This window comes from Thioalkalivibrio sp. ALE11 (assembly GCF_000381205.1).
Lineage (GTDB): Bacteria > Pseudomonadota > Gammaproteobacteria > Ectothiorhodospirales > Ectothiorhodospiraceae > Thioalkalivibrio.
Map to the genome: position 1 here is coordinate 202690 of NZ_KB906164.1, position 12471 is coordinate 215160.

Annotated in this window: 10 protein-coding genes and 1 tRNA gene; 1 reads left to right on the forward strand and 10 read right to left on the reverse strand. The window is 66.2% G+C overall.

Annotation, left to right across the window (positions count from 1 at the left end; translation table 11 throughout):
• Window positions 1-78: 78 nt before the first annotated feature.
• The 9 genes from F620_RS0100990 to F620_RS0101030 form a co-directional block, all read right to left on the reverse strand.
• Window positions 79-3921 carry a DUF3683 domain-containing protein gene (locus tag F620_RS0100990; RefSeq protein ID WP_019569143.1) on the reverse strand — a complete coding sequence of 1281 codons (3843 nt, stop codon included), beginning with the start codon at window positions 3919-3921 and terminating at the stop codon, window positions 79-81.
• 193 nt (window positions 3922-4114) lie between these two features.
• Window positions 4115-5032 (reverse strand): MBL fold metallo-hydrolase, encoded by a 918-nt coding sequence (locus F620_RS0100995; protein WP_019569144.1) that lies wholly within the window; start codon window positions 5030-5032, stop codon window positions 4115-4117.
• Between the two features lie 185 nt (window positions 5033-5217).
• Window positions 5218-5291, reverse strand: a tRNA-Gln gene (locus F620_RS0101000).
• Window positions 5292-5338: 47 nt separating this feature from the next.
• The gene (gene rpsI, locus F620_RS0101005; RefSeq protein WP_024328551.1) at window positions 5339-5731 is read right to left on the reverse strand and encodes a 30S ribosomal protein S9; all 393 of its coding nucleotides are present in this window, start codon (window positions 5729-5731) and stop codon (window positions 5339-5341) included.
• 40 nt (window positions 5732-5771) lie between these two features.
• Window positions 5772-6200, reverse strand: a complete 429-nt coding sequence (gene rplM / locus F620_RS0101010; protein ID WP_018946445.1) for a 50S ribosomal protein L13 — start codon at window positions 6198-6200, stop codon at window positions 5772-5774.
• Window positions 6201-6350: 150 nt separating this feature from the next.
• Window positions 6351-6842: a DUF4168 domain-containing protein gene (locus F620_RS0101015; RefSeq protein WP_026279505.1), complete on the reverse strand. Its 492-nt coding sequence runs from the start codon at window positions 6840-6842 to the stop codon at window positions 6351-6353.
• Between the two features lie 66 nt (window positions 6843-6908).
• Window positions 6909-7403: a hypothetical protein gene (locus F620_RS0101020; protein WP_019569145.1), complete on the reverse strand. Its 495-nt coding sequence runs from the start codon at window positions 7401-7403 to the stop codon at window positions 6909-6911.
• A gap of 225 nt (window positions 7404-7628) precedes the next feature.
• Window positions 7629-9017, reverse strand: coding sequence for a sigma-54 dependent transcriptional regulator (locus F620_RS0101025; RefSeq protein WP_019569146.1), 1389 nt, complete (start codon window positions 9015-9017; stop codon window positions 7629-7631).
• A complete protein-coding gene (locus tag F620_RS0101030; RefSeq protein ID WP_019569147.1) occupies window positions 9014-10525 on the reverse strand; it encodes an ATP-binding protein in 1512 nt (503 codons plus the stop codon). The genes F620_RS0101025 and F620_RS0101030 overlap by 4 nt, the downstream gene beginning before the upstream one ends.
• 334 nt (window positions 10526-10859) lie before the next feature.
• Here F620_RS0101030 and F620_RS0101035 point away from each other — a divergent pair, with 334 nt between their 5' ends.
• Window positions 10860-11510 (forward strand): MBL fold metallo-hydrolase, encoded by a 651-nt coding sequence (locus tag F620_RS0101035; RefSeq protein ID WP_019569148.1) that lies wholly within the window; start codon window positions 10860-10862, stop codon window positions 11508-11510.
• A 20-nt stretch (window positions 11511-11530) separates the two neighbouring features.
• On the opposite strand, the gene htpX is transcribed toward F620_RS0101035, so the two are convergent.
• Window positions 11531-12418 (reverse strand): protease HtpX, encoded by an 888-nt coding sequence (gene htpX / locus F620_RS0101040; protein ID WP_019021272.1) that lies wholly within the window; start codon window positions 12416-12418, stop codon window positions 11531-11533.
• Window positions 12419-12471 lie beyond the last annotated feature (53 nt).

The window sequence follows — 12471 nt, forward strand, 5'->3', positions numbered from 1 at the left end:
GGCCGCGGGATACGGCCTTCCCTGCGACGCCCCGTGAACTCCGTTTATTCCACTGCGCAGTGTACGGGAAACCGCCGCTCACAGCAGGACCTTCTCGATGCCTCCTTCACGCGCCCGGTCGATGAAGCCCTTCTGCCAGTCCTCGCCCAGCAGCCGGTTGGCCATCTCCACCACGATGTAATCGGTGTCCAGGCCGGTATCCTCGCGATAGCGCGACAGCCCCTGCTGGCAGGCCGGGCAGGAGGTCAGCATCTTCACGTTGCCGTTTTCCGCCTTCTCCTCGCCGGTCAGCTGCTTGATGCCCTTGTGCAGCTCCTCCTGCTTGCGGAAGCGCACCTGGGTCGCAATGTCGGGGCGGCTCACCGCGAAGGTGCCCGCCTCGCCGCAGCAGCGATCGGACTGCAGGACCTCCTGGCCCAGCAGGTTGCCGGCCACCTCGGTCGGCTTGTGCGACTTCATCGGCGAATGACAGGGATCGTGGTACATGTACTGCACGCCCTGCAGCCCTTCCAGCTTGATGCCCTTCTCCATCAGGTACTCGTGGATGTCCAGCAGCCGGCAGCCCGGGAAGATCTTCTCGAACTCGTATTTCAGCAGCTGATCCATGCAGGTCCCGCAGGAGACCACCACCGTCTTGATGTCGAGGTAGTTCAGCGTCGTCGCGATGCGATGGAACAGCACCCGGTTCTCGGTGCTGATCTGTGAACCCTTCTCGAAGTCGCCGCCGGCGTTCTGCGGGTAACCGCAGCACAGGTAGCCCGGCGGCAACACGGTCTGCGCACCCGCATCGTAGAGCATCGCCAGGGTGGCCAGGCCGACCTGGCTGAACAGGCGTTCGGAGCCGCAGCCCGGGAAGTAGAACACCGCGTCGGAGTCCATGTCCGTCTTCACCGGATCGCGCAGGATCGGCACGTAGCGCGAGTCCTCCAGCCCCAGCATCTGCCGCGTGGTCTGACTCGGCAGCCCCGCCGGCATGGGTTTCTTCACGAAATGCACGACCTGCTCGTGCACCGGCGCCTTGCCGGTGGTCGAGCGGGGCCGCTTGCCCTCGCCGGTCAGGCCGAGCTTCTTGAACGACCAGTGACCCAGACGCTGGGCCGCATAGCCCATCTGGATCGCGCCCTTGCGGATGCCCTTCACCGCAGCCGGATCCTTGGTGTTGAGGAACGCCATGGACATCATGGTGGCCGGCGACGCCTTGCGCTTGCCCTTCTTGTTGAGGATGGAGCGCATGTGCATGGTCACGTCGCCGAAGTCGATGTCGACCGGGCACGGGTTCAGGCACTTGTGGCAGATCGTGCAGTGATCGGCCACGTCGTTCATCTCCTCGAAGTGGTTCAGCGACAGCCCGCGTCGGGTCTGTTCCTCGTACAGGAAGGCCTCCACGATCAGGCCGGTCGCCAGGATCTTGTTGCGCGGCGAGTACAGCAGGTTGGCGCGCGGCACGTGCGTGTTGCACTCGGGCTTGCACTTGCCGCAGCGCAGGCAGTCCTTGATCTCGTCGTTGAGATCGCCCAGCTCGCTCTGCTCGAGGATCAGCGCCTCCTGCTTCACCAGACGCAGCGACGGCGTATAGGCGTTGTTCAGGCCGGAGCCCTCCAGCAGCTTCCCGGCATTGAACACCCCGTTCGGGTCGATCTGCTTCTTGTACTTCGCGAACGAGTCGATGCGGTCGCGATCCAGGTACTGCATCTTGGTCAGGCCGATCCCGTGCTCGCCGGAGATCACCCCGTCCAGTTCGCGCGCCAGGCGCATCACCTCGTCCACCAGACGCTCGGCCTGGTGCATCATCGGGTAATCGTTGGAATTGACCGGGATGTTGGTGTGCACGTTGCCGTCGCCCGCATGCATGTGCAGGGCGATGAACAGCCGGCTGGTGAGCACGCGGTCGTGGATCGCGGTCAGGCGCTTGCGCACCGACTCCATTTGGTGACCGTTGAAGATGTCGAACAGCGGCCGTTCGACCTCCGCGCGATAGGAGATGCGCAGGCTGCGCCGCAGCAGCAGGTGGATCAGCTTGTCGTGCGGGCGCATATCCGCGCGGGCCGCATCGTCCAGCAGCTCGTCGCACTCGGAGGCCAGGGTGTGGAAGTTGTCGGCGATGCGCGACCAGCGATCGCGCACCGATTCCAGTACCTCCACCGCGCGCTGGCGCTTGGTCTCGAACCACTGCTGGCCCTCGCCCTCGGCATCCTCCAGCAACTCGCGCAGCTCGGGATGGTCGCCGCGCATGCATTCCAGCATCTCGTCGACCATCGCCAGCTTGTTCGTCAGCGACTCGCGGACGTTGAGGGTCTCCACCCCTTCGGTGTACTCCGCCAGGCGCTCCAGCGGGATCACCACGTCCTCGTTGATCTTGAACGCGTTGGTGTGGTGGGCGATGGCCGCGGTGCGGGCGCGATCGGCCCAGAACCGCTTGCGCGCCTCCGGGCTGACCGCGATGAAGCCCTCGCCATTGCGGGCGTTGGCCGCGCGCACCATCTGCGCGGCCAGGCGGCCCAGCGCGTCCTCGTCATCGGACACGATGTCCGCCACCAGGACCATCTTCGGCAGGTCGCCGCGCGCACCCTTGGGGGTGTACTTCACCGCCCGCACGTAGCGTTCGTCGAGGTGCTCGAGGCCCGCCAGCAGCACGTTTTCCTCGGCATCCACCGCATCCTTGATCTCGACGATCGCCGGGACCGCCTCGTGCAGATCGGTGCCGTAGAACTCCAGGCACACGGTGCGGGCGTTGTCCGGCATGCGATGGAGGATGAACTCGGCCGAGGTGATCAGACCGTCACAGCCCTCCTTCTGGATACCCGGTACGCCCATCAGGGTCTTGTCGGTCACGTCCTTGCCCAGCCCCGTCTTGCGGAACTGTGCCCCCGGCATCTCCAGGATCTCCGGCTCGCCCTTCTGCGTCCGGCCGTCCGCCTCAAAACGGGTCACGCGGAAGCGCACGGTCTCCGCGTCGTGGATCTTGCCGAGGTTGTGATCGAGGCGCTCGATATACATCCAGTCCGCCTCGGGGGTCACCATGGTCCAGGCGGCCAGGTTGTCCAGCGCGGTACCCCACAGCACGGCCTTCTTGCCGCCGGCATTCATGGCCACGTTGCCGCCGATCGTGGAGGCGTCCTGCGAGGTCGGGTCCACCGCGAACACCAGGCCGTTGTTGTCGGCCAGCTCGGAGACGCGCTTGGTCACCACGCCCGCCTCGACGTGCACCACCGGGACTTCGCGGTCCACACCCGGCAGGCTGCGCCGCTGCACGTCGCCCAGGCCTTCGAGTTTTTCGGTGTTGATGACCGCCGAGCGCTTGGACAGCGGCACGGCACTGCCGGTATAGCCGGTACCACCGCCGCGCGGGATCACCGTCAGTCCCAGCTCGATGCAGGCCGCCACCAGCGGCCCCATCTCTTCCTCGGAGTCGGGGGTGAGCACCACAAACGGCAGTTCCACGCGCCAGTCGGTCGCATCGGTCACGTGCGAGACACGCGCCAGCCCGCCGAACTGGATATTGTCCTTGTGCGTGAGCCCGTTCATGCGCTTGCGAACCTTGTCGCGCAGCGCCAGCGTCTTGTCGAACTCCTCCGCGAACGCGGTCAGCGCCGCCTGGGCACGCCGGGCCAGGGTCAGGGCCTTCTCGTTGCCCTCGGCACGCGCCTCGATCTGGTCGAGGCGGTGCTGCATCGCATCCATCAACGAACGGCGACGCTTGCGGTCCCCCAGCAGATCGTCCTGGATGTACGGGTTGCGCGTGACCACCCACATATCCCCCAGGACCTCGAACAGCATGCGCGCGGACACGCCGGTACGGCGTTCGCCACGCAGCTCGTTGAGCAGCTCCCAGGTATCGGACCCGAGGAAGCGGATGACGATTTCGCGGTCGGAGAAGGAGGTGTAGTTGTACGGTATTTCGCGCACGCGTTCGGCGGTCATTGAGGCGGGGCCTCCCGATCAGAGTGAAGCGCAAGGTTAACGGCCAGCCGGACCGAAAGCACGATCTCGCACTCGCGGTCCATTCTTTTGGCACCAAAGTAATTGCGCAATAATAAGGAAACCCTGATCGACGTGCACGCCCGACCGGGCCCGGAACAGCCCGGGCCCGGTCGGCTGCGGAGATAATGCGGCGTCAGAACAGTTTGGATTCCATCTCCAGAAACACCGCATTGGCGTTGGAACGGTTGGTCTGGTCGAACGCCGGCAGGTTTTCGTATTCCGACCAGTCCATGGCAGCGTAGGCCTCCTCGAAGGACATCATTTCCTCGACCGATTCCGCCATGTGCTCCCGCAGCTTCACCAGGTAATCCCGGGTGAAGCGCACCGCCCGGCGGGCATTGGCGGTCGCGTCGCCATGCCCCGGGATCAGAAAGTTCGGCTCCATCGCCTCCACCTGCTCCAGGCGGTTCACCCAGTTGCCGGAATCCAGGGCATCATCGCCGAGGAACGGGATGCGGCCGTCAAACACGATATCGCCGGCAAACACCACGCCGTCTTCCTCGACCACCATGATGACGTCATCCGGTGAATGCGCCGGACCGGCATGCAGCAGGCGGAACGTCTTGCCGCCCAGCTCGATGGTGTACTCCTCGTCGAACAGCTCGTCCGGCGGGATCACCTGAGTGTCTTCGTCCACCCACGGATAAAGCACGCCCCGACGCTGCTGCAGACGGGATTCGGCGCCCGGCCCGCGCAGATAATCTTCCGCCCGCCGCTGACCGATGATGCGCGCTTCCGTATGATCGGCGAACGCCTGCAGACCGTAGATATGGTCCGCATGGTAATGACCCGCAATCACGTAGCGGATCGGTTGATCCGTGACCTCCCGGATCCGCCGGATCATCTCGAACCCCAGGGCCGGGGTACCCAGAGCGTCGTAGACCACCACGCCCTCGTCGGTCACCACGAAACCGGCGTTGGAGGTGTGGCCCTCGTTGTCGGGGCCCGGGATGCCCGACAGACCGATCATGTACCAGGCATTGGTCCCTTCCACCTGGCGGGCACGGGTATCGACAGTGACCTCGGAATACGGATTCTCGGGTACGGACATGGCTTCTCCTCGCTCGAAACCTGGGACTGACTATAGACCACAGACGCACGGAGAAGACCCGACATTCCGCAGAAGAGCCCCCGCGTGTGCGTTGCTCCGCTGCGCTCCGCCGAAGCTTCCAGGTTCTCATCCTGGCCGGTCATATCCATGAAAAAGGGCCCCGCGAGGGGGCCCTTTTCCATGGATGGCTGGGGGACCAGGATTCGAACCTGGGTTGACGGAGTCAGAGTCCGTAGTCCTACCGCTAGACGATCCCCCAATTCTGGCCGGTGCCCGAAACCTCCGGGTGCACCGGCGAAAACCGGATCAGCGCTTGGAGTACTGCGTCGCGCGACGGGCCTTGCGCAGGCCGATCTTCTTGCGCTCCACCTCGCGGGCATCCCGCGTCAGGTGACCGCCACGACGCAGCGTGCTGCGCAGGTCCTCATTATACTCAACTAGGGCGCGGGCGATACCCAGACGAATGGCACCCGCCTGACCGTTACCACCCCCGCCGGAGACCGTAGCCACCACGTCGAAGCCGTCGAGGGCTTCGGCCGCTTCCAGCGGCTGCCGGACAACCATGCGCGAAGTCGGACGACCAAAGAACTCGTCCAGCGGACGGCCGTTGACGGTCACGTTGCCCGAGCCGGGACGCAGAAAGACACGCGCGGAAGCCGTCTTGCGGCGACCCGTACCGTAGTACTGATTCATAGCCATTGGAATCGATTTCCCTGTTTCTGGTTGGCGGCGCCGCGGATCAGATGTCCAGCGGCTGCGGCTGCTGGGCCGCATGCCGGTGCTCGGTTCCGGCATACACCTTGAGTTTCTTGAGCATCGACCGGCCGAGCGGATTGCGCGGCAGCATGCCCTTGACGGCCAGCTCGAGCACCTTCTCCGGATGACGTTCGATCATCTGGGAGAAGTTCGCCTCCTTGATGCCCCCCGGATAACCGGTATGGCGATAATACATCTTGTCGGAGGCCTTGTTGCCCGAGACCCGGATCTTGTCCGCATTGATCACGACGATGTAGTCGCCGGTATCCACGTGCGGCGTGTAGACGGGCTTGTGCTTTCCGCGCAGCCGACGCGCGATTTCCGTGGCGAGTCGACCGAGGGTCTTGTCACTGGCATCCACAAGGAACCAGTCGCGTTCGACTTCTGCCGGCTTGGCGCTGATGGTGCTCATGTATCGATGCTCCGATGTCGGGGCGATTCAGAAAGCGCGGAAGAATACCGTGTTGTACCCCGTCATTCAAGGGTCCCACGAGCGATTGCACAAAAAGACGGGGCCGCCCCGAAGGACGGCCCCGTCAGCGCATGCCTGTCCCTTGCGGGCTTACATGGCGCTTTCGGCCTGCTGCTGGACCTCCTGCATCAGCTCGGGGTCGTTCTGCAGGGCCATGGCGACCTCATTGTACTCTTCAACGGTCATGCCGGCATCCTCCACGGCCGCGACCATCTCGTCCTGGGCCTCCTGCTGCATCTGCTGCGCCTGGGTCTCGTCCTCGGCTTCCTGCAGGCGCTGGGAGAAGTCCTCGCGGACTTCCTGCACGCCGACGAAGGCCTCGACGAAGGTGTCGATATCCTCGTCGGACAGGTCGACCTCGGGGGCCTGCTGCTGCATCGGGGCACCGCCACCTTCCGGCGGAGCACCACCCTGGGCGCCCGCGCCGCCCTGCGCGCCACCCTGCGGCGGGGCACCGCCCTGAGCGCCGCCTTCCGGCGGAGCGCCACCCTCGGCGCCGCCACCCATCTGCGCGGAGGCCACACCACCGAAGGCGAACATGGAAGTCAGGGCGAAAGCCATTGCGGTCTTGCGAAAGTTCATCATTGCGTTTGCTCCTTGGTCTTTACGACGGTCTGTATTCACGAAAATCATGATCTGCGGTCCGGACTACCAGTCCCGCTCCGTGCCCTGCCGCGGGTCTTCGCCGGGCTCGGGCATCGCCTCGCCCTCGGGCCGCTCGCCCGGGGCCGGCATCTGCTGGCCGGTGGCACCGCCACGCGGATCCGTGCGCTCGGGCTCCATGCTCCCCGGCGGCGCGTCACGCGGCTCGGGGGGCGCACCCTGCGGCCGATCCGGCTGCCCCGGCCCGGTTTGCGGTTCGGGGGGCTGGCCACCGGGCGGAAGCCCGCGTTCCTGTCCGGTTCCGCCGGGCGGAAGCCCCCCGCCCTGGCCGCTCCCGCCGGGTGCCGGGGCATCCCGCGGTGCTGGTGCGTCCTGGCGCGGCTCGGGTGGCTGGCCCTGTCCGGGGGTTCCGGCCTCGGGCGGCATGTCGCCGGCGGGGGCACCGCCCTGGCCCGCCTGGGCCGCAGCCACCCCGGAAAAACCGAGGGTCAGCACCGAACCGAGCGCCATGGCCGTTGCGGTTTTGCGGAAAGTCGTCATGCGACCTCCTGTGGTTTGCGGATTTCGCTACGGACAACCCATACGAAGCAAACCACGGGCCAACATTTCGACCAAAAAATAAAACTCTTAAAATCAGAGACCTGAAGGTCGCCCGAGCGGCCGGAAGAGGAACAGAAACAAGATCAAAACTGTTTCTTTTCGACACATGGGTCGCAATGAAACGTGTCACCGCGTCCGCATGACACATCGTGCAAGGGAAAGGGCTCAGTTCGTATCGGACTCGCCGAGCCGCCGATAAAGCGTCTTGCGGCCGATCCCCAGCATGCGCGCCGCCCGTTGCTTGTTGCCCTCGCAGTGTTCCAGCACGCGCTGGATGTAATCGGTCTCGAGTTCGGCCAGCGAAGGCCAGTGGGCGTCCCGGGCGCCGGGAACGCCGTCACCCGGGGGCATGCCGGCTGATGTTCCGCCGGATGCCGATGCGTGCACCCGCTCCGGCAGGTCGCGCAACTCGATCTGGTCACCGGAAGACAGGGTCGCGGCGCGCTCCATCAGGCTGGAGAGTTCGCGCACGTTGCCGGGGAAGGCATAGTGGAGGAGGGCCCGCATCGCCTCGGGACTCGGGCGACGCTCCGGCAGCCCGTGAGCCAGGGCGTGCTGGCGCAGGAACTGCAGGGCCAGGCGTTCGATGTCCTCGCCCCGGTCGCGCAACGGCGGGATCTCGATACGAAAGGTCTCCAGCCGATAGTAGAGGTCCTCGCGGAACTCGCCCTGCGCGATGCGCCCCGGGATGTCCTGGTGGGTCGCCGCCACGATGCGAACGTCGGTGTCCACCTCCTCGTTGCCGCCCACCGGACGCACGCGCCCGTCCTGCAGCAACCGCAGGAGCTTGCTCTGCATCGCCACCGGCATCTCGGCAATCTCGTCGAGGAACAGGGTGCCTCCGTCGGCCTCGCGGAACAGGCCGCGGCGCGCGCCCCGGGCGCCGGAGAAAGCCCCGGCGACATGCCCCAGCAGTTCCGATTCCAGCAGGCTCTCGGGAATGCCGGCGCAGTTCAGGGCGACGAAGGGACCGTCGCGGCGAGCACTCTCGGCGTGCAGCGCACGCGCCACCAGCTCCTTGCCGGTACCGGACTCGCCGGTGATGAGCACCGATCCGTCGGAAGCCGCAATCCGCCGGATCAGGTCGAACAGCCGCAGCATCGCCGGGCTGTTCCCCCGCATGCCGTGAAAGCCCTCGCCGGCCGCCAGCAGCTCGCGATACTGGCGCACCTCGGCCTTCAGCCGCCGGGCCTCGATCACCCGATCGGCCGCCAGCCGCAGATGATCGAGGTCCACCGGCTTGGTCAGGAAATCATCCGCCCCCGCCTTGAGCGCGGCCACGGCCTGGTCGATGGTTCCGAAGCCGGTAAGCATGATGAAACCGGGCTCCGGCACCGCCTCGCGCGTGGCTTCCAGCACGCGGAAGCCATCCTCGCCCGGCAGTCTCAGATCGCTGACCACCAGGCCGAAGGGTTGCTGGCCCAAGGCCTGCATGGCCTCTTCGGCGCTGCCCACGGCCACCAAGCCATGCCCCGCCTCGCGCAGCTCCTCCACCAGCAGGTCCCGGTGACCGCGATCGTCCTCCACCACCAGCACCGACTCCGGATTGGTCATGCACCCGCCTCCGGCAACGTTCCATCCTCTCCATCCCGTGCGGCACTCCCCGTGGCATCCGCTGCCCGCGGAAACCGGATCACGAAACGGGTCTCGCCCGGGTCCGAACGATCCAGCGCGATCGACCCGCCATGATCCTCCATCGCGACCTGGGCCACCGCCAGTCCAAGACCGGTCCCCTTTCCGGCCGGCTTGGTGGTGAAAAAAGGCTCGAACAGGCGCTCCGCCGTCTCCGGATCGATACCGCCTCCGGCGGCCGGACCGTCGTCGGCCACCGTGACTTCCACCTGCCCGTGCTCCACGCCCCACGTGATCCGCACGCGCGACCGGGCTGCCTGCCCGCCATTCTCGATCAGGTTTTCCAGCGCCTGACCCAGTCGCAGCCGGTCCGCTTCCACCTGCAGGGGTGCGCCTTCCAGCCTGAACTGCACGTCCGGACAATGTCCCCGACCGCGCACGCGATCCACCAGTTCCCGGACCAGTTCATCCAGATTCACGCTGCGGCGCTGCAGCGGATTGCGCCGGGCGAAATCCAGCAGCTGCCGCACGATGGTCTCCACCCGTTCGGTTTCTGCCCGCAGCTCCTGCATTTCCTTGCGCGCCGGATCGTCCTCGGCCAGGCGGCGGGCGGCCCGCTGGGCGCGTCCGGCGATGATCCCCAGCGGGGTTCCCAGCTCGTGCGCCACCCCGGCCGCCAGCTGGCCGATCGCCGCCAGTTTTTCCGAATGCCGCAGTTTTTCCTCCAGCGCTCGCTGCTCGGCCCGCTGCGCCTCCAGCGCCGCTTCGGACGCCTCGCGCCGCTCCAGCATCCCGTTCATGGTAGCCGCGACATGGCGCAGCTCCGCCGGCCCGGCCTCGGGTGCCCGCACGCCGCGCACCCCTTCGCCGATGTCGTGCATCACCCCGGTCAGGCGCTCGACGTGGCGCCCCACGGCCCGGTGGTACCCCACCAGCACCAGGGCCAGAAACAGCACCGTAACCGCCCCGGTCAGCACCGCGCCCTGCCAGCGCAGCTGGGAGACGTAGGCACGAAACGGAGACACGTCACGGGTCACCTGGAGCAGGCCCACGATTCGTCCGGCATGGTCCGCCAGCGGCAGAAAGAACGAAAAAACCTCCCGCCCGCGATGTTCGTCGAACGCACCCAGGGTTCCGGTCTCGCTGATGGCCTGCGCCTCTCCCCGATGCCGCAGCGACGGGCTGGGCGGCCCGGAGGTCGCCACCAGCTCGCCGCGCGCGTCGTAGACGTACACCCCGAAGACTTCGTCGATCTGGAACAGCGAGTCCAGCGACTCCTGAACGGCGGCCACGTCCTGTTCAACAATCGCCGTGGACACCGGCAGACGGATCGCCCGCGCAACCAGCTCGATGTCGTCCTGCATGCGGTCTTCCATCTGCGCCTGGAATTCCTGCAGGCCCAGCGCGACCACCGCACCCACCAACAGGAGCAGCGGCAGCAGGATGAACATCACCACCACATTGCGCAGGCTGTTCAGGCGTCGCGTCATGATCGATGGGAACCGGGGGCGGGCATGCCGCCATGGTAGGCACGGCGGCCGGACGATGCGAACGGGCAAAAAAAAGCGCGGGACAGAGCCCGCGCCAAGAAAACCACCAAAGGAGGATGGAGGAGTCCGCCGATGCTGTCAGGGGGGACAACATTCAGCGTATGCAGATCTTCTAATATTAGGATATTCCTGTCAAGCACTTCCCGCGAGCGACGAACAGAAAGCGGTCGCGCCGGACCGGTTTTTCTCCTAAGCTTTCGATCTGCACAACCGTAAGACGCATACGCCACACAACTATTCCCTCCCGACGCGTTCGCCGCGGAGCGATACCCCGATGCTTGAACACTGCACCCTTCCGGTAACCCCGCTGGAGCAGAACGCCACCCTGATCTGGTGCAACGAAACCGGCCGCGCGGCCTGGGTCGACCCCGGCGGCGAGGCCCCGACCCTGTTCGCCCGCGTGCGCGATCAGGGCCTGGAACTGGATTCCATCCTGCTGACCCACGGCCACCTGGATCACGCCGGCGGCGCGGCCGAACTGGCGCGGCTGTCCGGCGCGCCCGTCCTCGGCCCGCAGCGCGAGGATGCCTTCTGGCTGGAACAGCTGCCGCAGCAGGCGGCGATGTTCGGATTCCCGGAGATCGCGCCGCTGACCCCGGACCGCTGGCTGGACGACGGAGAGACCCTGAAGCTGGGGAATGAACGGCTGCAGGTGCTGCACTGCCCGGGACACACCCCGGGGCATGTGGTGTTCTTCAGCCCGTCCGCGCGGCTGGCGCTGGTGGGGGACGTGCTGTTCAACGGCGCGATCGGACGCAGCGATTTTCCCGGCGGTAACGGGCGCGTACTGATCGAGTCGATCACGCAGAAACTGTGGCCACTCGGAGATGACGTCCGTTTCATCCCCGGTCACGGACCGGAATCCACCTTCGGCGAGCAGCGCCGGCGCAATCCGTTCGTCGCCGATCACGTGCTCGCCGGGTGAACCCCGGCGCGGGGCCTGCCTCAGGCCCCGGCGCGCAGCGCGGCGATGCGCTGTTCGATCGGCGGATGGCTCATGAACAGCTTCTTCAGGCCCTGCGCCATGCCGCCACGGATGCCGAAGGCGGCCATCTGATCCGGCATGTCCACCGGCCGGCCGGAGGCCCGCGCCAGCGACTCCAGCGCCCCGATCATCTTCTCGCGCCCGGCCAGTTCGGCCCCGGCCTGGTCGGCACGGAACTCGCGCTGCCGCGAGAACCAGAACACGATGATGGAGGCCAGGATCGCGAGGATGATCTCGGCCACGATGGCGGTGATCCAGAACGCCGGGCCGTGACCGGACTCGTTCTTGAACACCACGCGATCGACAAAGTGCCCGATCACGCGCGACAGGAAGATCACGAAGGTGTTCACCACGCCCTGGATCAGGGCCAGGGTCACCATGTCGCCATTGGCCACGTGGCCGACCTCGTGGCCCAGCACGGCCTCGACCTCGCCCTGCCCCATGTTCTGCATCAGCCCGGTGCTGACCGCGACCAGCGCGTTGTTCCGGCTCATGCCGGTGGCGAACGCGTTGGGGTCCGGCGAATCGTAGATCCCGACCTCCGGCATGCCGATGCCCGCCTGCTTCGCCTGGCGCTGGACGGTCTCCAGCAGCCACTGCTCGGTGGCATTCGAAGGCTTCTCGATCACCTGGACCTTCATGGTCTTCTTCGCCATCCACTTGGAGATGGCCAGGGAGATGAACGAGCCGCCAAAACCGAACACCGCGGCGAAGATCAGCAGGGCCGTCAGGTCAAGATTGACCCCCTGCTCGTCGAGGATGCTCTCCACCCCGAGGATGCGCAGCGTGATGCTGAGCACGATCAGGATGGCGAAGTTGGTGGCCAGGAACAGCAGTATGCGTTTCATCGGATGAACTCGTTCTCCGTTGCGGGTGGAATCAGGCATTTCGGACGGTGTAT

Bases quoted from the DNA above. Each gene is read 5' to 3' on its own strand.
- F620_RS0100990 (WP_019569143.1), bottom strand. From the start codon at position 3,921: ATGACCGCCGAACGCGTGCGCGAAATACCGTACAACTACACCTCCTTC.
- F620_RS0100995 (WP_019569144.1), bottom strand. From the start codon at position 5,032: ATGTCCGTACCCGAGAATCCGTATTCCGAGGTCACTGTCGATACCCGT.
- rpsI (WP_024328551.1), bottom strand. From the start codon at position 5,731: ATGGCTATGAATCAGTACTACGGTACGGGTCGCCGCAAGACGGCTTCC.
- rplM (WP_018946445.1), bottom strand. From the start codon at position 6,200: ATGAGCACCATCAGCGCCAAGCCGGCAGAAGTCGAACGCGACTGGTTC.
- F620_RS0101015 (WP_026279505.1), bottom strand. From the start codon at position 6,842: ATGAACTTTCGCAAGACCGCAATGGCTTTCGCCCTGACTTCCATGTTC.
- F620_RS0101020 (WP_019569145.1), bottom strand. From the start codon at position 7,403: ATGACGACTTTCCGCAAAACCGCAACGGCCATGGCGCTCGGTTCGGTG.
- F620_RS0101025 (WP_019569146.1), bottom strand. From the start codon at position 9,017: ATGACCAATCCGGAGTCGGTGCTGGTGGTGGAGGACGATCGCGGTCAC.
- F620_RS0101030 (WP_019569147.1), bottom strand. From the start codon at position 10,525: ATGACGCGACGCCTGAACAGCCTGCGCAATGTGGTGGTGATGTTCATC.
- F620_RS0101035 (WP_019569148.1), top strand. From the start codon at position 10,860: ATGCTTGAACACTGCACCCTTCCGGTAACCCCGCTGGAGCAGAACGCC.
- htpX (WP_019021272.1), bottom strand. From the start codon at position 12,418: ATGAAACGCATACTGCTGTTCCTGGCCACCAACTTCGCCATCCTGATC.